Source organism: Streptomyces sp. NPDC037100 (genome assembly GCF_055606225.1).
Genome location: NZ_JBVJSX010000020.1, coordinates 1 through 21,274, shown reverse-complemented (window position 1 = coordinate 21,274; position 21,274 = coordinate 1). Strand labels below are relative to the sequence as shown.

Sequence of the window (21,274 nt, the reverse complement as noted above, 5' to 3'; positions counted from 1 at the left end):
CCCGGACACTGTCCGGGGCCCACCGATGGTTGGTGTCGCTTCGTGCTGACTGGACTACCAGCGATACCAGCGGCCCTTACGGCCACCGCTGTCCGCGGTGCGGACGACGAAGCCCAGCAGCCAGACGACCAGCACGATCACGGCGATCCACCACAGTGCCTTCAGCGCGAAGCCCGCGCCGAAGAGGATGAGAGCCAGCAGCAGAACAAGAAGCAGGGGAACCATGATTATCAACCTCCGCCGCTCCTTGTGCCCGTCGGCAGGTAGAACACACGGGCGAACTCCCTGGTTTCTTCACCAGCTCTGCGGGCAGTCAACTCAATTCCTCCCCGCATCGCCGACGCGATCTACGGCGACAGCGCGCCGGGCCCCCGGCGCAAGGCCGGATGATCCTCCGGGCGGCATGCCCGCGCGAGGCGACATGCCCGCCGGTATCCTCAGCCACTCCTTCCGCGCGTGGGAAATGGCGAGATGCCGGCCAGTGAGCGGACGAGTCCCTGCGGCAGACATCCACACGCCCCTCGGTCACGACCCAGAGGGGCACGGCCGCTCCAGCGTGGTGCAGGAAGTCGATGGTGTCGTCCACCCTGCTCTGGAGACGCCCGGCGAGCCCGCCGGGAACGAGCGATGACCATCTCCGTGTTGCCGAGAGGACTGTCATCACGGGGCGCGCTACCCGTACTGGGAACGAGGCCTCGACGGACGTCAACAGTTCCCAGGCATCGGTTTGCCGGCGAAGCGGTCGGCGAACCACTTCACCACGTCGTCAACCGTCTGGAAACCGGCGAGGAGGTGGCCGCCGACGTAAGTGTTCCACTGTGTGGGGATCCGGGCGGCGCAGTACGCCTGCCGGGTGGGCCTCCTCGGTCTCCGCCGGAACCATTCGTCGAGGAGGCCCCGATACTGAAGGACCGGGAAGCGGACTGCGTAGCGGGCACCTGAGCCGGCTGGGCCCACACCGGTACCGAGCTTGTTGGTGTCGACGACCTGCCCCCACGTCCTGCCGTCGGATCCACGATCGCGTAGATCTGGTCCGGCGTCGGCTTGTCCCGGGTGTGGTTCTCGGTCCTGCATATCCGGTCGTGGCCCAGGAGGCCAGGACCTGTGTTCAGGCCGTTGAGGGGAAGCGGACGGCGAGCAGGGCCCGGTCGTCGGGGAACGCCGCCTCGGGCTGGTGGTGCAGGAACCGGTCGCACAGCTCGGCGATGCTCAGGCCGCTGGTGGTACGGGCGAACCGGGTCAGCCGCCCCATCCCTATGGCGAGGTCCTCGCGACGGCGCTCGATCAGCCCGTCGGTGTACAGAAGCAGTGTGTCGGACTCGCTCACGATGGCGTCGGCCTGTCGATAGCAGACGTTCCGGACGGGGCCGAGAGGCGGTGAGATGGCGTGGTTGAGGTAGGCGCTGGCGCCGTCGGCGTGGATGAGCAGCGGAGGCGGATGGCCGGCGCTCGCGTACCTCAGGGTGCGTGTCCGGCGCTCGAAGACCAGGTAGCAGGCGGTGGCCATGCGGCTCGGATGGTAGCGGCCCAGGAAGGTGTTGAGTTCCTCCAGGACGGCGGCGGGGTCGGTGCCGCAGCGCGGCACGATGTTGCGCAGGGCGGCGGTGATCTGTGCCATGACGGTCGCTTCATGCAGTCCGTGGCCGGCGACGTCGCCGATGCTCAGGCCGATGTGATCGGCATCCACGTCGTAGACGTCGTACCAGTCGCCGCCGACCGAGAGCAGGTCACTTCCTGGGGCGTAGCAGGTGGCCGCCTCCAGACCGGGCAGCTGTGGCAGCTGCGGCAGCAGACTGAGCTGCAGGCGTTCGGCGACCCGGTGCTCGTGCTCGTGCAGCCCCGCCCGGCGCAGGGCCTGGGCGATCTGCTGGGCCACAGCCGTCACGTGCTCGGGAGCGGTCGAGCTGTGCGAGCCGTACACGATCATCATGCCCAGGTGGACACCGTCCGCCTCCAGCGACAGGGCAAGGGGAACCGCATCCGCGGCTTCACCGGGAAGCGAGCCGTCCGATGAAGACGGCCGGTCCAGGTCGGTCCAGCCCCCCGCGTCTGCCGGAAGACCGTTGTCCTCCGGCTGCAGGGGCGGCACCAGCCGCGCCGAGTGCAGATAGAGTTCCGCCGCGGTGGCTCCCAGGGCGGCCGGCGCCACCTCGCTGACGACGCGGGAAACCTCCGCGAGGGTGATAGCGCCGGCCAGGGCGGCCGTCAGGTCGTACAGGTGCTGCAACTGGGCACGGGCGGCCTGTTCAGCGGCCAGCAACCTGGCCCGGTCCACTTCCGTGGCCCGGCGGAAGGCCACCTCCCGGTTCAGTGCCTCCACCTGCTGGCTGAGCACGACGAACCGGTCCGACGCCCCGGCCTCGACGAGATGCAGCTGCACGGCCGGCTGCGGGCCGTCCCACCACGTGGCCCGCGCCCCGTGGCAGCGAAACCGCCGCATGCGGCCGTCAGCGTCCTTGATGACCAGTGAGCCCGGCACCGGGCTGCCGCTGTGCAGCCATACAGCCAGTTGCCGGCGCAGCCACGGTATGTCGTCGGGCCGTAGGTCGAACACGCTGGCGCCCGGGCGCAGCCTGTCGTCACAGCGGCCGGCCGCCGGGTTGGAGGCCAGCACTCGGCCGTCGGCCCCGCACAGCAGCACCGGATGGGGCAGCGGTCTGGTGATGGCCCGGAAGAGGCCAAGGGTCATGGAGCCACAGCCCGGTCGCCGAAGTACTCACGGCCACTCACCGTCTCGACATCCACGTCGGGCACCAGGTGCACCACCACCCGGCAGCCCGCGTCGCCGCGCGCGATGGTCTCCTCCAGCTCCACCCGCGCGTAGCCCAGATTGCGGGCGGCGATGGTGCCGAAGACGTTGGACGTCATCATGCACATCGACTCCCGACCCACCACCTTCTCCGCGAACGGGCACACCCGGTTGCCCAGCACGATCTTCTTCTCGTCGTGCTCGATGACGTAGAAGTCACCCGCGATACGGCGTTTGAGATCCACGAGCGCCTCGGCGACCTGCTCACCTGTGAGCCGGTCGGCTCCCAGCGCCTTGAGGTACATCGTGTCGATCTGCGTCCCGACGGCCTGCCCCACCAGGCTGACGTAACCGGACGCCTCCTCCAGACCGATCACCGACTCCAGCGACGTCGCCAACTCACGCACCAACGTCCGCAGGAACACATCACGGTCCAGCGGAATCTCCACATCCGAAACCTGCTCCATGCCGGCTCCCTCACCCTCGGGCCACGGCGGCACGCCACCGGCGTGGCCCCATGCCCGGTGACGAGACCTGATTCTGTCAGCGAACTCCAGCCCGACACCACCGGTCCCCTCGATAGGGGCGGATGACCCTTCACAGAATCCGACGGTCACCCGGCACACACACCTGGTTCGTCAGGCGGGCAGGGGTAACCCGACAGATGGCCGCCACCGGCTGCGCAGAGCCGGTCGACGGCGGCGCCGGGCCATCCCCCGCGGGAGGAACCTTGTGAACAGCGAACCGACCACCACGTCCTGCCAGACGCGTCTGCCCGCAGCCACGGCGAGTATCACGGCGGCCCGGCACTGGGTCCGTGACTGCCTGGAAGGCTTCGGCGGCCCGCTGCGCCGGCACCCGATGCCCCACACCGCCGAACTGCTCGTCTCGGAACTGATCACCAACGCCATCCGCCACGGCGCCGGCCCGCCTTTGATCCGGCTCACCTGGGACGGCCGACTGCTGCGCGTCGCGGTCAGCGATCACAGTGACCGCTGGCCGCGCATCCGTGCCACCAAGAACACCGAACCCGGCGGTTTCGGCATGCAGCTCCTGGAACGACTCGTCCAACGCTGGGGCGTCATCCCACGCCACCCCGGCAAAACGGTCTGGGCGGAAATCGTTCCCGCCCCCTGAGCTCACCGTGCCCGCCAGGCGTGGAGCAGTCGTCGACGAGGGGACTGCAGGCCGTATTGATCTACTTGGCCGGGCTGGGCCTCCGCGGTGCCAGACCGGGTAGGGTGAAATCTGATCGATGTGAGCCGCCGTGCGGTCGAGCCCGGGGGACTGGGGGGCAAGAGCGTGGATGTCGCACCTGGCGTGGGCGGGTCCCCCGTCGCGCCGCCACGTGGCGCGGTACTGCAGATCGTTCCGCTGCCCGACAGTTCGGGGCTGGGGGCGACCGGGGAGATCAGCTTGAACACACGGACCGTTTGGCAGCAGGCGCTGAAGCAGCTGGTCGAGCGTCGCACGGATGTGCTGCATGTGGATTTGTCCCGGGTGAGGTTCGTGGATGTGGCCGGTGCGACGGACCTGGCGGTCACTGCCCAGCGCCTCCCCGAGGGGCAGCGGATCGTGCTTCACCGGCCTCCGGCGCAGCTGCCCCGCATCCTTGAGCTCTTCTGGCCCGGGATTGCCTCGATCGAGGTGGCTGCGTGATGAGCACAGCCACCTCGCACGAACCGTTCGTTCATCCGGCGCTCTTCTACGACGGGACGGACCAGTACATCGCGGGAACCGTTCCTTTCCTGCGGGAAGGGCTGGACGCCGGTGAGCCCGCAGCCGTCGCCGCCCCGCCGGATCGCCTGGAGCTGATCCGCGAGGAGCTGGGTGAGCGGGCGGCACAGGTCCGCTTCATCGACATGACCCGGGCCGGCCGCAACCCCGGCCGCATCATCCCCAGCGTGTTGCGCAAGTTCGCCGACGCCCAACCCGGCGCCCGCCGGGTCCGTATCATCGGCGAGCCGATCTGGCAGGGCCGTTCCGCCGTCGAATACCCGGCGTGCGTCCAGCACGAGGCGCTGATCAATGCCGCTTTCACCGGGCGTGCGGTGACCATCCTGTGTCCCTACGACGCCGGGCAGTTGGAGAAACAGGCCCTCAGTGACGCCCTGGCGACCCACCCCGTCGTCATCGATGCCGATGGCCAGACGCAATCCACCGCCTACAGCCCAGAGCAGATCATCGCCCGCTACAACGAGCCCCTGCTCGCCCCACTCGGCGCCGCGGCCTTCCCTTTCGCCGCCCGGACACTGCCCGACGCACGCGACTTCGCCGTGTCCCGGGCGCGGTCCCTGGGCTTGTCCGGGGTGAGCCTGGGAGACCTGGAACTCGCGGTGGCGGAGCTGACCACCAACAGCGTCGTCCACGGCGCGGGATCGGGCACACTGCGGATATGGGCCGAGAGCGAGCGCCTCGTCTGCGAGGTCCACGACGCCGGACAGCTGACCGACCCCCTGGCCGGCCGCCGGCCGCCGAATCCCACGCAGCCCGGCGGTCGTGGACTCCTGCTCGTCCACCAACTCGCCGACCTCGTCCGGGTCCACACCGGCCCTGACGGCACCACCATTCGCTGCTACCTCCCCAGCTGACGGAAGTCCGACCGCGGCGACACGGCCGGCTTCGCCCGCACTGTGCCGGAAGCTGTCGGTCAGATGATGCTGGGGGCGGGCGGGGTCCAGCGGTGGGTGCGGAGCACCGTTCCGGTGACGCCGTACTCATGCTTGAGCTGTTCCGGGATGGCGTAGTGCATGACGCGTCCGCGGGTGAGGGAGGAGAGCTCGAAAATGGTGGTGAGGTGACCGAGGCGGTCCAGTGCCCACGCTCCGAGCGGTGAGCGGTCCTCGATCGTCTCCAGGATGCCGAGCAGGTGGGGGACGGTCTTGACGACGGTGTCCCAGGCGGTGCGGGGGACTCGAAGCCAGTCGGCACAGGTGTCGCCGATCAGGTGGCGGATCAGCGCGGAGACGATCGGGTCGAAGAGCGTGCCGGGCACCACTTCCTCATACAGGTCGATCAACTGCCGCGTAAGGTTCGCGCCTTCCTCGGACGGACCCATGTGCCGGATCATGTACAGGTCCAGGAACTGGCGGGCTTCCTCCGAGGTCCTGGGGACGCCGTCCTGCTCGACGCCGAGCATCGCCCCCACCACCCGCCAGGCGTAGAAATACGCCTCCGCGCCCTCGACGGACATGTGGATGCCGAGGCGGTGCAGCGAATCCAGCACGAGGAGGGAGAAGAACATCTGGCCGCCGATCATGTCCTCCTGGCAGATCGGCACACCCAGTGTCCCGGTGTCCCAGCGGTCCTCGCGCCTGAGATGGTGGCGGATGGACGCGTGCAGGAGACGGACCTTCTGCGCGGCGGGGATGAAGCGGCTGCCGGCCTCGAACGCGCCGGGCTGCATGAGATAGACGGTGAACTGGCCGGTCTCCGCCATCCGCTTGGACGGGTACTTCAGCCCGTGCGTGGCCGACAGCAGCCTGGCCACGTGCGGGACGACGTAGCAGGCGGGCATCGAGGCGAACGACAGCGCGGTGGAGATGTGCACGTTGTTGTCGATGAAGAACAGCCGTGCCTTTTCCATCTCCCCCCAGTCCACCCAGGCCGGCGGGGCGCTCGTGGCCTGAAGGTATTCCCGAGCGACGTCGGGCAGCCCATCGGGCAGGGGAGCACCGGCGGTGGACACGTACCGCATGAGGGTGTTGAACTTGCCGACCTCGCCGCGCTCGAACAGGGTGGCGACGGTGGCGTCGGCGAGTTCGTCGCCCGCCTGACGCAGCGCGTCCATCGACGCCTCGGTGTAGGTCATCACAGGGCTCCTTGGTCTTGCGGGGCGGGCGGAGACGCCGTCGTGGACATGAGGCGGTGCGGCCGCGCCGCTGTCGAGGGCGTCAGTGGCGGCGGACCGTCGCCGACCGGGCCAGCGCGGTCAGAGCCGCGATGGCGTGCCCGGGGATGTCCAGCTCGTGCAGGCAGTCCGTGGCCTCCTGGACCCGCGCGGTGATCATGTCCTCGACACGGTCCGGCGCCTTCAGCCGGAGCATCACCGCGCGCACGGCTTCCAGTCCGTTGTGGTCCAGATCGCGTCGGCCCAACAGAGCGCGCAACTGCTCGCGTTCTCCGTCACCGGCAATGCGCCACGTCTCTGCCAGCAGAGCGGTGGGCCGGTGGCCGCGCACATCGTCGAGGCTGGCCTTGCCGGTGCGCTCCGGATCCCCGAAAAGACCCAGCAGGTCGTCTCTGAGCTGAAACGCCTCGCCCAGCGGCAGCCCATACGCCGAATACCCCTCACGCAGCCGCTCGCCGGCGCCGGCCAGGGCACCGCCGATCAGCAGAGGCTGCTCGACGGTGTACTTGGCGGTCTTGTACCGGATCACCTTCAGCGACGCGGAGGTGTCAGGAGTGGTTCCGGTGTGCAGAATCTCCAGGCACTCGCCGGCGATCAGCTCACGGGCGAGAGCCGCCCACAGCGGACGGGCTCGGCCGAGGTAGGCGGCGGGCAAGCCGCTGGCGGCGAACAGCTGCCCGGCCATCGACATCAGCAGGTCCCCCACCAGCATCGCCAGCGACCGGGCCGCATGCGCCGCCCGTCGGCGGCGCTTCAGTGCTGCTCGCAGGGCCACGTGCGCGGTGGGGCGGCCGTGCCGCAGTGCACTGTCGTCGATGAGGTCGTCATGCACCATGGCGGCGGCGTGTACCAGCTCCATGGAGGCCGCCGCCCGCACCAACGCGTCACTGTCCGGCTGCCCGGCCGCGCGCCAGCCCCAGTAGCAGAACGCCGCTCGCAGCCGCTTTCCGTCCGTGACCGCCTGTTCCACCTGCCGGGCAACCGGGGCCAGGGCGGGATCGATCACCGCGAGCCTGTCGGCTTCCTGAGCGACGAAATGACGCAGCACCTCGTCGACATGGGCCCTGAACGCGGTCGGCTCCCAGCGCTCAGACACCATCGCCGGCCCGACGGGCCATGGAGCGTCGGGCGAGGACTTCCAGATGGGCCGGAGGTACGGCTGCGTACCGGTCGAGGGCCAGGCGCCCGCGTGCGAGCAGTTCCCGTTCGGCCTCGGCCGCCAAGTCGGTCGTGTCGGAACGACGCAGCAGTCCTCGCATCGTCCCGAAGGCCGCTCCCAGAGTGCTCACCGTCAGATCGGCCAGTCCCGCCACCAGCAGCACCGCCGGCTGTTCCAGGCCCCCGGGGCGTTCCGACTGCCGTGTCATGCCCTCTCCCCACCTGCAGAACGTACGTCTCGAGACGCCTTGCTTGCGCCATCCCTTTCAGCGTCGCGTCGCGCCAGGTGGAGGCAAGGAGAAACTCACCAATGAGCGATCGCACCGGACGGATGTGCGATCAGGGCATCATGGGCCGGCCTTTCGCGATCGAGGCGCTGACCCGTGCCCAGGCACAACGTCGGTGCCCGCAGGGGGAGTCGGACTGTTCGCGAGGAACGCGGTTGGCTCGGTGAACGTGCGGGGCTTTGCATGGCTTCGGGAAGGGCGGTCCGGTGATGTCCGGCTGCGGGTGAGCGACGAACCTTCCAGGTGACGGGTATGAGCTGTACATGCTGGGGTAGGCGCCCTGTCGTCGGCCCGTGGTGGGCTGGGGCGTGCATTCAGGGGAGGGAAGCATCATGGCGACAGTGACTGCGACGAAGATGGACACAGCCGGTCTGCCGGAGGTCGTCGACCCTTCCAGGGTCGCGCCGAAGGACGCCCGTGAGTTGTCCCGCCTGTTCTTCGACCAGCTGGCCGTGCTGGAGGAGGGTACGCCCGAGTACAGCTACGCACGCAACACGCTGATCGAGATGAACATGTCCTTGGTCCGCTTCGCGGCGGGACGGTTCCGCAGCCGCGGTCCGGAGGAGATGGAGGACATCGTCCAGGTCGGCATGATCGGCCTGATCAAGGCGATCGACCGGTTCGAGCTCACGCGAGAGGTGGAGTTCACCTCTTTCGCCATCCCCTACATCGTCGGCGAGATCAAGCGGTTCTTCCGCGACACCACCTGGGCCGTGCACGTGCCCCGCCGCCTCCAGGAAGCCCGCGTCCAGCTCGCCCGCGCCACCGAAGAGCTCCGCAGCCGTCTGGGCCGCACACCGACGGTGAAGGAACTGTCGGAGCTGATGTGCCTGCCCGAAGAGGAGGTGGTCGAGGCCCGAATCGCCGCCAACGGCTACAACTCCACCTCCCTCGACGCCACCCTGAGCACCAGCGAGGACGGCGAGGCCGTCCTGGCCGACTTCATCGGCACTGACGACCGGGCGCTCGAGCTCGTGGAGGACTTCCACGCCCTCGCCCCGATGATCGCCGCACTGGACGAGCGCGACCGGCAGATCATCCACATGCGCTTCGTCGAAGAACTCACCCAGGCACAGATAGGCGAGTTCCTCGGTGTTTCCCAGATGCACGTCTCCCGACTGCTCTCCCGCACCCTCGCCCGGCTGCGGGAAGGGATGCTCACCACCCGCTGACAGCAGCGCGCCCCCGGCCGGCCCCGACCGGGTGTGCCTGTCGAGGCCGCTGGGAACCTGTTGGTGTTGCACCGGCCAGACGACGCCGGCCTCACCGACGTCACAAGGGTCGCGCTCGACACCGCGCACGGCAGGGCCGGAAATGGAGGCGAACACACAGGTCCGAGTCCCGTGGGCCGGGGCAAGCCGGGTTCCAGGATGCGCGTCCTGTCGGACGCGAACGGACTGCCCCTCCTCGTCGGTTGTCTCGGCCGCCAACACCCAGGACGGCGAAGGGCTGAAGCCCATGATCGAGGGCAACCATACGAGACACGACTCCCATGGGGGAGACGCCGCTGGGTTATCCAGCGCACCATCTCCTGGCTGTCCGGCTGCTGAAGACTCAACCCCGGCTGCGAGCGCCACAGCCGCAACTCCCCGGCTCTTCTCGGCCTCGCCGCAGCCATGTGCTGCTACAAGCGGTTCGTCCGCCTCACCACGTAGGACATGGTCTCAATGCGGTCGAGGAAGCCGAGCACCCGATGGGCGACCTGCATCGCGGCCTGTTCGTCGTAGGACGGCAGGCTGCTGTCGGTGAACAGGTGCCTGTCGCCGGGGTAGAGGAACAGCTCGGCTTCCGTCACCGTCTCGACGACCGCGCGGGCGGCGTCCACATCACCCTCCCCGGCGAAGAACGGATCTGCGTCCATGCCGTGAATCTGAACCGGGACGTCTTGGGGCCAGGCGGCACCGAACTCCGAGACTGGGACGCACGCCTCGAGCAACAGTGCACCCTTTGCTCCGGGGCGAGTCTGGGCCAGCTTCTGCGCCGGCAGGACGCCGAGCGAGAAGCCCACAAAGATGAGCTCCGCAGGCAGCCCCTCGGCGGCGGCGGCTCCGCGCGCGATGATCGTGCCGAACCCGACGCTCTGGGCATAGGCGGCGCCCTCCTCGAGGCTGTCGAATACCTGCCCTTCGTACAGATCTGGAGCGTGGACGGTGTGTCCGGCCCGTCGCAACTGTTCGGCGAAACTGCGCACGCCGGCGGTCAGCCCGTGTCCATGGTGGAAGACCAGCACCTCAGCCATGTTGCTCCCCTCACACTGCGGTGCCCGGGTGGCGCCGCGGCACGAGTATGGACCGCAGCACTGACATCCACGGGCCTCGTCCGGACAGGACCAGGCCGGTGGTCCCTGTTCGGTGAGGCGGACTTCGAGGGCGGCGACTCGCCGGTCTCAAGAGCGCAGGCCCGAGCGGGCGGCCTCCAGACCGCGCGCCGGTCGCCGAACTCGCTGCTGTCGTCCGGCTGCCGGGGTTCGAAGCGGCTGATCGCCGGGTCGCCCGAGCCGTGCAACAGCCGTCTGCACCGGTCTGCGGCATGGCGGAGGAACTGCCATTTCGGCGCCTCTGCCGGCAGTCGACGGGCTCGCCGGGACTGTCCGAGAGCACTTGCTCCAGCAGTCGGTCGAAGGGTGCCGACGTCTAGCGGTGGAGCGGGAGGCGTCACCCAGCAACGGTCTCCCCTCTCCCGTGCGACCACCGGGTTGCGCGGGGGTCCGGCTACTGCTTCGCCGGGTCGGCGAGTGCCGCGATGCGCCGCAGCTCTGCCAGGTGTCCGGCGAGAGCGGTGCGGCCCGCGTCGGTGAGGGCGAGCCAGGTGTGGGTCCGGGAGTTCATGGTGCCTTTCTGACGGTGGCGTAGCCGGCCGTCTGCAGCACTTTCATCTGTTTGCTCAGGACGGAGTCGCTCACCCTCAGGGCGTCGCGCACAGTTGAGAACTCCATGGATTCCACCGCGGCGAGCATGGCGCAGATCTGCAGCCGGTGCGTCGGATGGATCACCTCGTCGAGGCCGGACGCGGTCATGGCCGGCGCAGGAGGTCGTGACGCAGGGCGTCGTCGTTGCGCCTGCTGACGTAGATGGTTGTGCAGCCGGTTGAGGGGAAGTTCCACCTACGAGGGCATCGCTGAGTGTTGCCGGGCCGTGGGTTTTTGGCGCCGTCCCGGTCGAGCTTCCCGCATGCCGGATCCGCTCATCCGGGTCCTCGGACCGCGTCGCCTGCGCGCATCGGACGGCTGTCTGCCCGGCACGGACGGCAGCCGGGCAGACGCCTCACCGTTCCCGGCCCCTCAGCACCCACTCACGCAGAGTGGCCTGGTTGATGCCAAGGTCGACGGAACAGGTGACAGGCCTGCGGCACGAAGGTACCTGCGGCATGGGGGAGACTGAAGTGCCCACCCGCGCGTGACCGTGTCCGGCCGATGCTGCTCGCCGTCGGGGGACCGCTCCGCAACAACACAATCGAAGACGACTCATCGACGCCAGCCAGTTCATATAAGGCTAGCGGAGGGTCCTCATGATGAGGGATTCCAGCTGTGGCCAAGAAGAAGAACAGACGCCCCGCGGACGAGTACCAGCTGCCACCGCACGTTGACAGGGCCCGGCAGGTGAGCAGGGCAGGGAGATGGAAGCCACGTCCAACGCCCCCACAGCGCCGCGTGATCCTGGCCGGGCTCGGCATGTCGCTCCTGTGCGCGGGCATGACTGCCGTCCTTTGGCTCCCATCGCACTCCCTGGTACGGGACCTGCGGACCAGGGGAGTCACTTCCGCCGCCACCGTCGTCGGCGTGGACTCGAAGCCGCAGTACGTCAAGGTGCGCTTCGTAGGCGGCCCTCGGGCGGGAGACGACGTCAAGCTTTCGGACTATGCCGGGATGTATCCCGAGGCTCGCCCTGATGAGGCCATGCTTGTCACGTTCGACCCCGAGCAGCCATCCCGTGCCCTCTCTCACAGTTGGGTGGAAGACCCGCCGGCGAACCTGCCGGCATACGGTACCTCGGCCCTCACCTCGGTGTGCCTGAGCCTCACAACGGCAGCGGCAATCCGCCGCGTTCGCATCCTGCGTGGCTCCGGACCCGGCCCGCAGCAGCCCACGTCGCTGTCGGAGAACGACGCCAGACTGGGCGGGACCCCATACAGCCGCAGCGACTGATTCACCCTGCTACTGAACTTGATTGGGTGATGCCCGGCCGCTCGACTGACCGTTGAGTCCCGCGCGCTGTACGGGTTGCGGGCGAGGTACGCGTATGGCGGTAGCTGACTAGTACTCAGAGGGCAGCCCGGGAATGGGTTCGGCTGGACGCGGTGGCCTGGATTTCCGCGACGGTACTGTTCGCGTCGCTCTGGGAGACGATGACGAGGGCCGCGCCTCGGTGGGCGAGCCTCGAGCGCGCAATGAAGCCGACGGGGGGCGTAGTGGCGACGACTCCGTCATCTGCAGCAGCGTCAATAGCGCCGGGCGCACGCCTTGGCGCCATATCCGCACCCCCACGCTTGCGGTAGGAGCATGTGGCCGAGCTCGGCCTCCCCGGCCTCCGGGCGGACATACCCCGGACACGCCCGGGCCCCGCCCGGGCAGCTCGGGCACCGTGCCTTCGAGCTGACGGGTCCGGGCCCTGGTCGCCGGTGACGGCGCCAGCGGTTTCATCAGTGTTGTCCCCTACCCGGCGAAGTCGCGGACCGTCCGCCATTCATCGAGCTGTTCGCCTCGGCCGATGTGCGCACCTACCTCAGTGGCCCTTGCTCGCGCGATGAGGTCCTCGGCGGCCTGGAACTGGGCAGGTTCACTTACGACACCCGCGCGGAGCAACTCATCAATCCCACAAGCGTCGCCCTGCCCAAGCAGCCCGGCGGCGGTGGTGCCTGGGGTCATGACCTGACCTCGGTCTACGGCAACCCGGCTCGCTTCTGGGTTGGGTGCCAGCGGAGGCGTCACCCAGTTCTCCAAGAGCGGCGCCTCCCGCTGCCACACGAACGACGATCTCACCAAGTGGCCCGCTGCCACGCAGGTTGCGGAGGTCGACAACGGCGCCAGCCATGGTGCACCGACTATGCCCATGAGCCCCTGGCCAACACTCGGACCATATCCAACAGTGTCGGCAGCGACCCAGTGATGGGGCGGGTGGCACAACCTGCGCCAAGGGAATGTGGCCTGGCCAACCTCGACACGAAGGGTGAGCCCACCGGCACCACCAGCTGGATCGAGGTCATTGACTCTCTGGACGGCATGAGAAAATACCGCTGGAGCGAGCACAGCAAGCACCACAAGGCGACCTGGGCGGTCGCCTCCTACCGGTAGCGAATGGTCAGTGGGCCCGGCGTGAATGCCTCCACTTCCCGGGGGCTGGACACGCCGGGTCAGTCCGGGGCCTGACCTCGCGCTTTCATGAGCCTGGTTGGTCGAGCCGTTGCTGTTGCCTTGAGGGGGCCGGCGTAGCTGCCGTCGAAGGCGCGGCCCAAGCCGCCCATCATCGTGGCCACTTTCTGGCCGCACTCGAAACCGCTGCCGTCCAGGGTGGTGTCGACGGTGCCGCCGCCCTCGATGCCGAGGACGCGGGGGGCGAAGTCCGGTCCGACCCCCGTTTCCGTCTTCGGGGGCCGTAACGGGGCCTCGGCCTTCGGATCCGGCCGGAATCCCCCTTATTGCTGGTGACTTCCGATTCGTTCACGCCGAACGCTCTGACGCGGATGCGGCCCCAGCCGGGGCGCGCGGGGACGGTACCTCGGCGACGGCTGCGAGGGGTTCGCGCGCCTGGCTCGTTGAGGTCGGCGCCCAGGTTGATGAGACAAGGACAGCACTAGATTTTCGGCCCGGGGTTCCTGGGCTGCCCTCCCATGCGGTGGTCGCTCCAGTCGATGCCGTCGTCGTGCTCTCTGCTCGAGGCGAGTCCGAGGAACCCGAGGAGGGGAGCTGCGATGAGGATGGCCCCGCACAGGCTGCCGATCGCGACGTAGGCCGCGGCGGCAGTGAGGGTCCAGAACAGGATGTCGCACACGATCCTCGCCCACAGCGGGAACGGGGCACGCCACGCGTGGTAGCGGTGGTACAGGCGCACGGGTTTGGCGGAGGCACGCTTGGATCGGCCAGCCTTTCCCTGGCCTGCCTTTCCGGCGCGGCCGTTACCGCGCGCACGTCCCTGTTCGTCTCCCATGGAAGTGTTGTGTCCTTTCGAGTGCCCGTGACCCCAGCAGCTCTCTGCCCTGGCCGGGCAGCCGTCGCTCACGACCCGATGCGCGCGAGCGAGAGCGTGAAGCTGCGCGGGCAGTCGGTTCGCTCGCCGGCGGGCCGGTCAGTGGGTGCGCTGGGCACAGGGCGCTGTGTTCGCAGTGCTGGCACCTTCGCCTCACCGACGGCCCCAGGATCGAGGCGGGCCGGGCAGCTAGCTCGGAGACGGGTGGTCTCAGCTGTGGAAGTTGATGTAACCGTTGCCGTCGGGGTCGTTGTTGCGGTTGGTGTGGGCGTGGACGTCGGCGCGGCTGTCTGAGGGCTTGTGCAGGTAGTTGGTGATCTTGTCGTTGTTCCACAGGAAGTTGTAGTTGTCGCGGTAGACGACGTTGCGGGTGTCGGTGTCGGAGCCGGTTCCGTGGCCGCCGCGCAGCTTCACATGGTCACCGGGCTGCAGGTAGCGGTTGGCGTGAAGGTGAAGCGGTTACCGGTGGCGTCCTTGGCGACGTAGCCCTTGAAGTTGATCGTCGAGCGCAAGGAGCAGTTCTTCACCGTCGGGTACCTCTCGTCGGTGCGGCCCGAGGAACAGCTGTTGGAGTCCCGGACCGGCGCGTCGTACTGCACTCCGCGGATCTTCGACACAGCCGTACTCGGCGGCGTGTGCGGGAACGAAGGACAGGGCGGTCAGTGCGCCGGCCGCAACAGCGGAGCCGAGGCGAGGGTCTTGCCGCAAGAGCGGGCTCCCCATGGTTGAGCGGGTGGTGTCGTCTGTGCAGGACACGCACCTGGGTCCGGTGGTTGCACGAGATGAGTGCCTTCACCCGTTCGAAGGACGCAGAGGTGCGTTGCCTGCGGCGGCGGAGGTGAGGTCACCGCCGCCTGCCTCCTCGTGATGCTCCTGGGCTGCCGCGGGTCGGGGGATGTGAGGTACCGGGCAGCGCAGATCGCAGCCCGCAACGACCGTGCCGGTACGGGCCCGTCATTGTCCGGCTTCGCGCAACGCGAAGGTCGTGCCGAGGGCTGCGGGAGGACGAGACAGCTCATCTCGTGGTGCTCCCGCAGGGGTCGTGTCCCTCATTGAGTACGGTCGTCGGGGGACTTACGTTGCCGGCCGGTTCATGCGAGGTCGAAGGCGCGACGGGCGCGTTCCACCTCGGGCATGTGGGTCGCGACCCACTTCAGGAGCACCTCGACCGGCTGCCGCATGGTCTTGCCCAGGGGTGTGATCCGGTACTCGACGGCGACGGGGCGGGAACTGAGGAGCACGCGCTCCACGATGCCGTTGCGTTCGAGCCGGCGCAGCGTCGCGGTGAGCGACTTCTGGGTCACCGCGGGGATCGCACGGCGCAGGTCGTTGAAGCGGCAGGGGTGTTCGCAGAGTTCGTTGAGGACGCTCAGCGACCACTTGTCGAGCACTTGGTCGAGGAATTCCCGGTGGGGGTGCTCGATCCTGAGCTCGCCGTCGTGGCTGTGCGTAGTACCCGGCACGATACCTGGTCTCCTTGAAGTGTCCTTCGTCTACCTGGTAGCAAAGGTATACCGAGTTGGTCGAGGTGAGGAGACCTCCATGTCCGTCCGTCGTTTCACACCCGAAGGCATGATGCAGCCCACCCCGTACGAGCATGTGGCCGTGGGCACCGGAAGACGTCACGTGCATGTCAGCGGCCAGGTCGCCCGGTCGGCGGACGGATCGCCCGTCGCCCCGGGAGACCTCGCCGGACAGGTCGCCCACGCGCTGCGGAACACCGGCAAGGGCCTCGCGGGGGCGGGTGCGTCGTTCGACGACGTCCTGAGGCTCACGTTCTACGTCACAAACTGGGCTCCCGAGAAGATCGACGCGTTCATGGCAGGGGTCGGGCAGGTGGCGGAGGAGATCGGGCTGACGGTGCCGCTTCCGCCCTCCTCGCTGATCGGGGTCGACTATCTGTTCGAGCCCGACGTCCTGGTCGAGGTGGAGGCGACCGCGATCCTCGACTGAGAGGCTCTCACCGTCGCCGCCTCACCACAGTTGGGTGCCCGGCGCGCCCTTGAACGGCCCACGCACCTCCGCGGTGATCCAACCGCCGTAGAAGTCCCCCTCCTGCGCCGTGACCTGCTCTCCGTCGACCGTGCGCAGGGTCATGGCACTGCCCGATCCGCAGTTCAGTACTCCACGGGTGCTGGGCGTGGACGACTTCGCGATCCGTCGCGGCCAGACCTACTCCACGGTCTTGACCAGTGTCGAAGACCATCGCTTAGTCGATGTGCTCCCGACCCGCGAGGGTGGACCGCTGGCCGCCTGGCTGATCCGCCACCCGGGCGTGGAGATCATCTGCCGGGACCGGGCGGGTGCCTACGCCGAGGGCGCCCGCCGCGGCGCCCCTGATGCCCTGCAGGTCGCTGACCGCTTTCATCTGTGGCAGGGCCTCGGCCGGGCCGTAGAGACCTGCGTCGCCGCCCATCGAGACTGCCTGCGCAACCCGATGCCCAGCGGCACGCTGCCGCAGGACACCTCACCGGCTTCCGATCGGCCGCAGAACGGCGCGGAGCCGGTCGGCCGGCGAGCCGAGCGGAAGAAGGCCGCACATGCCCTTGTCCACGAGATGCTCACCGAGGGTCACTCACGTCGGGCGATCGCCCGGCACCTGGGCTGGGGCCTCAACACCGTGCTGCGATACGCGAACGCCGCACGTTGGCAGGACACCATCCGCGACAACCGGCCCCGGCCCAGCAGGCTGGACCCCTACAAGCCCTACCTGGAGCGACGCTTCGCCGAGGGATGCACCAGCGTCACCCAACTCCACGGCGAGCTGGTCGCCGAGCAAGCTCCTGTCACCTACGGCATGGTGCGTGCACACATCGCCACCTTGCGCGCGGTTCCGGCCGAGGCACCGCCCCGGCCGCCGACGGTGCGGCAGGTGACCGGCTGGCTCACCCGGCACCCCACCGTACTGACCGAGGAGGACCGGGCCGGCCTGAAGGACGTCCTGGCCCGCTGCCCCGAACTGGACACGGCCTCCGGACACGTCCGCGACTTCGGCGAGATACTCACCGACCGCCTCGGCTGCACACTCCCCACCTGGATCGACGCGGTCGACGCCAGCCAGCTGCCCGGCCTCACCGGCTTTGCACTCCACCTGCTCCGAGACCTCGACGCCGTGACCGCCGGGCTCACTCTCGACTGGAGCTCCGGCAGCATCGAGGGCGCCGTCAACCGCATCAAGAAGATCAAGAGGCAGCTCTACGGCAGAGCAGGGTTCGAACTACTCCGCAAGATGATCCTGCTTCAGTGACTCTCCGCGACCTCGACCCCAGATGTTGCGCCAGAAACGCCTTCTGACCTCAATCGTCAGAAGCGCGGTCCGACAGTGGGATGTGAGACCAAGGCACGGGCCGCGACTTGCAGTTGTGCTTCCCATGCCGCCTCGTCGAGCCCCAGCGTGTACTCGATGCAGCACGCGCATGGCGGGAGTAGCGCCACGAATGCTTGCTCCTCAGCGGTCTCGACCTCCGCCTCCGCCCACTCGTCCGATGCCAACTCGGCAAGATTCACCTCCCCGGCGGTGAATCGCGCGGCCAGCCTGCGCAGCGCGTATCGTCGGGCCAGGTGGTGATCGGGCAGCTTGATCCCCAATTCTTGAAGAGCCTGCTCGAATGTGTCACGGATGTCCCGCGGGTCCGCATGACGCGGCAGACCAGCGAGCTCGCACAGGGCCGGCGTGTCCATTCCAATTGCGAGTGCCTGGGCAGCGGTCATCGGCAGGTCTTCCGGACACACCTGATCCGCCTGATACAGCCACGCTTCCTCCAGCAGGGGCGGGTAAGCGCTGCGGACAGGGCTGTCAGGCTCGGATGTGTCGTCTATCGCTGCCATGATTCATACGATGCCAGCACGGCTCGCGAGAGTGCCCGGAAATTTCGACTGTCCCGGCAAACCGCCCTGCGGGCTGACCCAACCCGTGCTGCCCCGGTGACACTCGGCGACTGCTCCCCAAGATCTGTGCCAGAACCCCTTGGAGATCAACGAAGCCACCCACAAGCCGGGCCAGAGGGAAGTCCTCATGCGCTTCCTGCTCGATCGCCGCCGCCTGTGCGCTCCTGGCCTCGCCCGTGCACGCGACACCACAGGGCAACGCCTTCTACGGCCCGCCCCATGACAACTGAGCCAGCCCCGAGACCGCGGGCCCTGATGCCCGGTCGGACCTCGCGGTGCCGACGGGTGATGGCTGCAACGCAACCACTTGCGGTTGTCAACGCCTGTGCACTGATGGAGAGTTGAGCTTCCGATGGACGAAAATGGGGAGATGGAAGATGCTCGGAAAGCCCGTCGTGGCGGCAGGCGTGGTCCTGTCATTAGCGGTGACGCTGACTTCTTGTGCCACCGCCAGCGGCAGCAGCGAGGCACGAGCCCTGGAAGAGGCCCTGCAGCCCGTTCGGGAGGCGCACTCCTACAGGATGACTGGCGAGATCCGCAGCCCTGACGGGACGAAGACCCCATTCGACGCCCAGGTCATCGCGGGAGGTGACTGTAAGGGGACGGTGGGCGGTGCCGAGAGCCTGCTCTCAAAAGGGCGGGTGTGGACGCGATGGAAGGACTCGGACGTGGATCAGGCCGTGTCGCTGCTCAACGACGGCCGAGCCGCCAGCGCGGGTCCTGTGACGCCTGCCGATGACGTGCCCGCCTGGGAAGCAGCCAGGCTGTTGCGTGGGGCGTACATGGTGACCGAACTCCCCGCGGAAACGCCGCAGCTTGAGGGCATAGCCGCTGTCTGCAAGACGGGGGAGCTGCTGGCTGGAGCCAGCAGTAGCGACAGCGACGTCCTTCCTGAACCGGTTACCGAACGCCAGGGAGCAAGGCTGCGACCTCTGACGCTCACGGATGGTCCCGTGAGGATTCGTGTGTACGTACCTGAGCACGGAAAACCATCAACCCGACTCGCGGAGTTCCACGTCGAAGGGGGCCGGTCCTTCTTCGTCCAGTTCAGCGGGCTCGGAGAGCCGGTCACTGTCACCCCACCCCGGAATCAGCAGACCGTCTCGTCATCCGATGTGATGTCCCTCCTTCGCTCGTGACTATGCCACCGGCCCCGTGATCATCTTCGGTGACGACTACCACGTGTACGTATTCCGCGACCGAGCGTTCACAGAGGCATGGTGGGAGATGCCCGACGAGTGCGTTTGTGGGTTCGACGCCCTGGCCAGACGTTGCGCATCGCGGGTGAGCCCATCGTGTCGCCCTTGAGTTCACTGGTGATGAGCCGACCGAGGCAGACCGGCGCCGTCTCGTTGTCGATCACTGCCAGCGGTTCCTTCATGGGCAGGCGCCGTCCCAAGAGTCCGATCTGTCCGTCGCTTCGCTGCCTGCTGAGGGCCCGCAGCGCGAATCCGCTCGCCCGGTAGCAAGCCGCGAGAAGACTGAGTTCGGTAGCAAATGGGGGCGCAGGCGATGCTGGTGAACGCGAGGAGACGTCACTTCGCGTCCGAAGCGTCGGCTGACTTCTGCGGCAGCCGACGAGCCTGGGCATGGCGGTCACCGGTCCATCGGTGACGACCCCGGCGTTGTGAGGTCTCGATGTTTCTGCGGGCGATGCAGTGGTGATGTGAGGCCCACCTATCATCACCGCAGGTGACCGTGGTCGTACCCCCATGCCGGCATAGGCTTGATCGTTCAGGCAGTCCGGCCCGGGTCGGCCCGTTCGGCAGCGGTTGGTGAACGAGCAGAATGTGAAGCGATAGAGGAAAGCCGCTTAGCGTCAAAGTGGCCAAGTGGCGGCTGAAATCGCTCGACGAGCGATAGCTCGAAGCGCCCGTACCCGCTTCACCTGGGAAGATCAGGCACATCATGTCGCCTGGATGCAAATGGCGTAAAGACGCCAGCAAGATTGTCGCTTGTGTCTGTTTGGTACGCCTTGTGGGGCTGTTGTTCCTCGTGGGACCTTCATAGAATCTTCATGCTATAGCGCTTGCTGGCTAATGCTGAGGGGGAAGCTTGAGTGCGAGTGAGTCGCAACTCAAGGAAACGGATTTCAAGATTCTTGAGTTGCTCTACAGCGGGCTGAGCGACGCAGGAGTTGCCCGACAGCTGGGTATAGGGCATCGCACAGTGCAGCGACGCGTGGGAAACATCATGTCCCAATTTCAGGTCAGGGGCCGTGTCGCGCTGGGGGCCAAGGCGCAGGAATTGGGCCTGCTCGGTTCGTTTGGCGAAGCGTCCAGCGTTTGGCGGTCAAAAGGTAATGGCGCGTCATCACAGCCGACGGCCTGGCCGGGCGAATAGCCCCGGCTGGCCGCGAAGCGGTAATGATGTGTAACCGGAAACTTCACGCCGGTGTCTGGGCTGTTACTGGCAGTGGAGAGAACAGCAAAAGGAGAACTATGCGCAAGTTCCTTGGAGTCCTGGTCGGAGTTGTAGCAGCGCTCTGCGCGACCGTGAAACCGGCAGCGGCAGACGACAACTACTACGACGACGACAACCTGTGGAGCATGGAGGCCTGCGAGTTACCCGGCCGGTCAGCTTTCAAGTTCTCCATCTTCTACAACTCCGGCCAGAAGGGAACCTGGAGAAACATCGGCTACCGCGTCTACAACTTCGACGTACTTCGCCCCGGAGGATCCGACCCCAGCACATACCGGCTCAGATTCTGCCACGAGGGCGCGAGCAACCCGTGGCCTGGCTCCAGCCAGCCCATCAAAAACAACGCCGCGTCCGGCGAGAACCACCACCCCAGGTATACAGCCCGCGTCTACTACAACAGCGGCTACAAAGGCGCTCAGGATGTGATGGACCCCTACCAGCACATCGCCCGCTTCCGGAACGTCTACAACCAGAACGCATCGTTCCAGTGGACCAACTCCTGACACAGGAAAACCGGAAGGGAAAACTGAGATGAGTAACCCGAAAAAGCGAATCACGAACATCGTGATGCCGTCCATCGCCGCCGTGGCTCTCGCCGCAGTGGCCTTCTCCACGGCCTCGCCGGGCACACCGACCCCGATGCCCCCCGGCCCTACCTGCTGGACATCACCGGCGTGGTCCAGGACGGCCTGCTCGAACTCGGCTGGACCTACCCGCCGGCCGTCTACGACGAATCCAC

At 67.6% G+C, this 21,274-nt stretch carries 23 protein-coding genes and 2 pseudogenes; 12 read left to right on the top strand and 13 right to left on the bottom strand.

Annotated elements, in window-relative coordinates; genetic code table 11:
* Positions 1-54: 54 nt before the first annotated feature.
* The 3 genes from ACZ7EG_RS38250 to ACZ7EG_RS38240 form a co-directional block, all read right to left on the bottom strand.
* A complete protein-coding gene (locus tag ACZ7EG_RS38250; protein WP_011113206.1) occupies positions 55-225 on the bottom strand; it encodes a DUF5670 family protein in 171 nt (56 codons plus the stop codon).
* A gap of 883 nt (positions 226-1,108) precedes the next feature.
* The gene (locus ACZ7EG_RS38245; RefSeq protein ID WP_471089169.1) at positions 1,109-2,689 is read right to left on the bottom strand and encodes a SpoIIE family protein phosphatase; all 1,581 of its coding nucleotides are present in this window, start codon (positions 2,687-2,689) and stop codon (positions 1,109-1,111) included.
* A complete protein-coding gene (locus tag ACZ7EG_RS38240) occupies positions 2,686-3,216 on the bottom strand; it encodes a methanogen output domain 1-containing protein (protein ID WP_471089167.1) in 531 nt (176 codons plus the stop codon). Before ACZ7EG_RS38240 ends, ACZ7EG_RS38245 begins: the two co-directional genes overlap by 4 nt.
* 265 nt (positions 3,217-3,481) lie before the next feature.
* Between ACZ7EG_RS38240 and ACZ7EG_RS38235 the strand changes: the two genes are divergently transcribed.
* From ACZ7EG_RS38235 to ACZ7EG_RS38225, 3 genes are all read left to right on the top strand, one after another.
* Positions 3,482-3,886, top strand: coding sequence for an ATP-binding protein (locus tag ACZ7EG_RS38235; RefSeq protein WP_471089165.1), 405 nt, complete (start codon positions 3,482-3,484; stop codon positions 3,884-3,886).
* Between the two features lie 165 nt (positions 3,887-4,051).
* Positions 4,052-4,408, top strand: a complete 357-nt coding sequence (locus ACZ7EG_RS38230; protein WP_471089163.1) for an STAS domain-containing protein — start codon at positions 4,052-4,054, stop codon at positions 4,406-4,408.
* Positions 4,408-5,340 (top strand): anti-sigma factor RsbA family regulatory protein, encoded by a 933-nt coding sequence (locus ACZ7EG_RS38225; protein WP_471089161.1) that lies wholly within the window; start codon positions 4,408-4,410, stop codon positions 5,338-5,340. Before ACZ7EG_RS38230 ends, ACZ7EG_RS38225 begins: the two co-directional genes overlap by 1 nt.
* Before the next feature lie 59 nt (positions 5,341-5,399).
* On the opposite strand, the gene ACZ7EG_RS38220 is transcribed toward ACZ7EG_RS38225, so the two are convergent.
* The 3 genes from ACZ7EG_RS38220 to ACZ7EG_RS38210 all read right to left on the bottom strand — a co-directional run bounded on the left by ACZ7EG_RS38220 (position 5,400) and on the right by ACZ7EG_RS38210 (position 7,966).
* Positions 5,400-6,560, bottom strand: a complete 1,161-nt coding sequence (locus ACZ7EG_RS38220; protein ID WP_471089159.1) for an oxygenase MpaB family protein — start codon at positions 6,558-6,560, stop codon at positions 5,400-5,402.
* Positions 6,561-6,642: 82 nt separating this feature from the next.
* The gene (locus ACZ7EG_RS38215) at positions 6,643-7,698 is read right to left on the bottom strand and encodes a polyprenyl synthetase family protein (protein ID WP_471089157.1); all 1,056 of its coding nucleotides are present in this window, start codon (positions 7,696-7,698) and stop codon (positions 6,643-6,645) included.
* Complete coding sequence (locus ACZ7EG_RS38210; protein WP_471089155.1) at positions 7,688-7,966, bottom strand: polyprenyl synthetase; 279 nt, start codon at positions 7,964-7,966, stop codon at positions 7,688-7,690. The genes ACZ7EG_RS38215 and ACZ7EG_RS38210 overlap by 11 nt, the downstream gene beginning before the upstream one ends.
* A 410-nt stretch (positions 7,967-8,376) precedes the next feature.
* Here ACZ7EG_RS38210 and ACZ7EG_RS38205 point away from each other — a divergent pair, with 410 nt between their 5' ends.
* The gene (locus ACZ7EG_RS38205; RefSeq protein ID WP_471089153.1) at positions 8,377-9,216 is read left to right on the top strand and encodes an RNA polymerase sigma factor SigF; all 840 of its coding nucleotides are present in this window, start codon (positions 8,377-8,379) and stop codon (positions 9,214-9,216) included.
* 63 nt (positions 9,217-9,279) lie between these two features.
* A pseudogene (locus ACZ7EG_RS38200) lies at positions 9,280-9,699 on the top strand (transposase family protein); the annotation flags it as partial.
* On the opposite strand, the gene ACZ7EG_RS38195 reads toward ACZ7EG_RS38200, so the two are convergent.
* Together ACZ7EG_RS38195 and ACZ7EG_RS38190 are read right to left on the bottom strand one after the other, a co-directional pair.
* Positions 9,669-10,283 (bottom strand): dienelactone hydrolase family protein, encoded by a 615-nt coding sequence (locus ACZ7EG_RS38195; protein ID WP_471089151.1) that lies wholly within the window; start codon positions 10,281-10,283, stop codon positions 9,669-9,671. The pseudogene ACZ7EG_RS38200 and the gene ACZ7EG_RS38195 overlap by 31 nt on opposite strands.
* Before the next feature lie 585 nt (positions 10,284-10,868).
* Positions 10,869-11,147: a transcriptional regulator gene (locus ACZ7EG_RS38190; protein ID WP_471089149.1), complete on the bottom strand. Its 279-nt coding sequence runs from the start codon at positions 11,145-11,147 to the stop codon at positions 10,869-10,871.
* Positions 11,148-11,822: 675 nt separating this feature from the next.
* Here ACZ7EG_RS38190 and ACZ7EG_RS38185 point away from each other — a divergent pair.
* Both ACZ7EG_RS38185 and ACZ7EG_RS38180 read left to right on the top strand, forming a co-directional pair.
* Complete coding sequence (locus tag ACZ7EG_RS38185; RefSeq protein ID WP_471089147.1) at positions 11,823-12,188, top strand: hypothetical protein; 366 nt, start codon at positions 11,823-11,825, stop codon at positions 12,186-12,188.
* A 969-nt stretch (positions 12,189-13,157) separates the two neighbouring features.
* Complete coding sequence (locus ACZ7EG_RS38180; RefSeq protein WP_471089145.1) at positions 13,158-13,334, top strand: hypothetical protein; 177 nt, start codon at positions 13,158-13,160, stop codon at positions 13,332-13,334.
* Between the two features lie 499 nt (positions 13,335-13,833).
* Here the strand turns inward: ACZ7EG_RS38180 and ACZ7EG_RS38175 are convergent, their stop codons facing one another.
* From ACZ7EG_RS38175 to ACZ7EG_RS38165, 3 genes and pseudogenes are all read right to left on the bottom strand, one after another.
* Entirely contained in the window at positions 13,834-14,091 is a 258-nt protein-coding gene (locus tag ACZ7EG_RS38175) for a hypothetical protein (RefSeq protein ID WP_471089143.1), read from the bottom strand.
* 345 nt (positions 14,092-14,436) lie between these two features.
* A pseudogene (locus tag ACZ7EG_RS38170) lies at positions 14,437-14,949 on the bottom strand (lamin tail domain-containing protein).
* Between the two features lie 368 nt (positions 14,950-15,317).
* Positions 15,318-15,689, bottom strand: a complete 372-nt coding sequence (locus ACZ7EG_RS38165; protein WP_471089141.1) for a winged helix-turn-helix transcriptional regulator — start codon at positions 15,687-15,689, stop codon at positions 15,318-15,320.
* Positions 15,690-15,768: 79 nt separating this feature from the next.
* Here ACZ7EG_RS38165 and ACZ7EG_RS38160 point away from each other — a divergent pair, with 79 nt between their 5' ends.
* Positions 15,769-16,179 carry a Rid family hydrolase gene (locus tag ACZ7EG_RS38160; protein ID WP_471089139.1) on the top strand — a complete coding sequence of 137 codons (411 nt, stop codon included), beginning with the start codon at positions 15,769-15,771 and terminating at the stop codon, positions 16,177-16,179.
* Positions 16,180-16,200: 21 nt separating this feature from the next.
* Here ACZ7EG_RS38160 and ACZ7EG_RS38155 read toward each other — a convergent pair whose 3' ends face one another.
* On the bottom strand, positions 16,201-16,323 hold the full coding sequence (locus tag ACZ7EG_RS38155) for a hypothetical protein (protein WP_471089137.1): 123 nt from the start codon (positions 16,321-16,323) through the stop codon (positions 16,201-16,203).
* Here ACZ7EG_RS38155 and ACZ7EG_RS38150 point away from each other — a divergent pair.
* Entirely contained in the window at positions 16,322-17,473 is a 1,152-nt protein-coding gene (locus tag ACZ7EG_RS38150; RefSeq protein WP_471089135.1) for an ISL3 family transposase, read from the top strand. The two genes, ACZ7EG_RS38155 and ACZ7EG_RS38150, sit on opposite strands and share 2 nt — an antisense overlap.
* Before the next feature lie 56 nt (positions 17,474-17,529).
* On the opposite strand, the gene ACZ7EG_RS38145 is transcribed toward ACZ7EG_RS38150, so the two are convergent.
* Positions 17,530-18,054: a hypothetical protein gene (locus ACZ7EG_RS38145; RefSeq protein ID WP_471089133.1), complete on the bottom strand. Its 525-nt coding sequence runs from the start codon at positions 18,052-18,054 to the stop codon at positions 17,530-17,532.
* Positions 18,055-18,491: 437 nt separating this feature from the next.
* On the opposite strand from ACZ7EG_RS38145, the gene ACZ7EG_RS38140 reads away from it, so the two are divergent.
* From ACZ7EG_RS38140 to ACZ7EG_RS38130, 3 genes are all read left to right on the top strand, one after another.
* Entirely contained in the window at positions 18,492-19,253 is a 762-nt protein-coding gene (locus ACZ7EG_RS38140) for a hypothetical protein (protein ID WP_471089131.1), read from the top strand.
* Positions 19,254-20,169: 916 nt separating this feature from the next.
* Complete coding sequence (locus tag ACZ7EG_RS38135; protein ID WP_471089129.1) at positions 20,170-20,457, top strand: response regulator transcription factor; 288 nt, start codon at positions 20,170-20,172, stop codon at positions 20,455-20,457.
* 98 nt (positions 20,458-20,555) lie between these two features.
* A complete protein-coding gene (locus ACZ7EG_RS38130) occupies positions 20,556-21,038 on the top strand; it encodes a hypothetical protein (protein ID WP_471089127.1) in 483 nt (160 codons plus the stop codon).
* The last annotated feature ends 236 nt before the right edge of the window (positions 21,039-21,274 follow it).

Excerpts from the sequence above, each read along its gene's own strand:
- ACZ7EG_RS38250 (WP_011113206.1), bottom strand. The coding sequence starts at position 225 with ATGGTTCCCCTGCTTCTTGTTCTGCTGCTGGCTCTCATCCTCTTCGGC.
- ACZ7EG_RS38225 (WP_471089161.1), top strand. The coding sequence starts at position 4,408 with ATGAGCACAGCCACCTCGCACGAACCGTTCGTTCATCCGGCGCTCTTC.
- ACZ7EG_RS38215 (WP_471089157.1), bottom strand. The coding sequence starts at position 7,698 with ATGGTGTCTGAGCGCTGGGAGCCGACCGCGTTCAGGGCCCATGTCGAC.
- ACZ7EG_RS38155 (WP_471089137.1), bottom strand. The coding sequence starts at position 16,323 with ATGACCCTGCGCACGGTCGACGGAGAGCAGGTCACGGCGCAGGAGGGG.
- ACZ7EG_RS38210 (WP_471089155.1), bottom strand. The coding sequence starts at position 7,966 with ATGACACGGCAGTCGGAACGCCCCGGGGGCCTGGAACAGCCGGCGGTG.
- ACZ7EG_RS38130 (WP_471089127.1), top strand. The coding sequence starts at position 20,556 with ATGCGCAAGTTCCTTGGAGTCCTGGTCGGAGTTGTAGCAGCGCTCTGC.
- ACZ7EG_RS38195 (WP_471089151.1), bottom strand. The coding sequence starts at position 10,283 with ATGGCTGAGGTGCTGGTCTTCCACCATGGACACGGGCTGACCGCCGGC.
- ACZ7EG_RS38140 (WP_471089131.1), top strand. The coding sequence starts at position 18,492 with ATGCTCGGAAAGCCCGTCGTGGCGGCAGGCGTGGTCCTGTCATTAGCG.
- ACZ7EG_RS38160 (WP_471089139.1), top strand. The coding sequence starts at position 15,769 with ATGTCCGTCCGTCGTTTCACACCCGAAGGCATGATGCAGCCCACCCCG.
- ACZ7EG_RS38245 (WP_471089169.1), bottom strand. The coding sequence starts at position 2,689 with ATGACCCTTGGCCTCTTCCGGGCCATCACCAGACCGCTGCCCCATCCG.
- ACZ7EG_RS38220 (WP_471089159.1), bottom strand. The coding sequence starts at position 6,560 with ATGACCTACACCGAGGCGTCGATGGACGCGCTGCGTCAGGCGGGCGAC.
- ACZ7EG_RS38205 (WP_471089153.1), top strand. The coding sequence starts at position 8,377 with ATGGCGACAGTGACTGCGACGAAGATGGACACAGCCGGTCTGCCGGAG.
- ACZ7EG_RS38150 (WP_471089135.1), top strand. The coding sequence starts at position 16,322 with ATGGCACTGCCCGATCCGCAGTTCAGTACTCCACGGGTGCTGGGCGTG.
- ACZ7EG_RS38240 (WP_471089167.1), bottom strand. The coding sequence starts at position 3,216 with ATGGAGCAGGTTTCGGATGTGGAGATTCCGCTGGACCGTGATGTGTTC.
- ACZ7EG_RS38145 (WP_471089133.1), bottom strand. The coding sequence starts at position 18,054 with ATGGCAGCGATAGACGACACATCCGAGCCTGACAGCCCTGTCCGCAGC.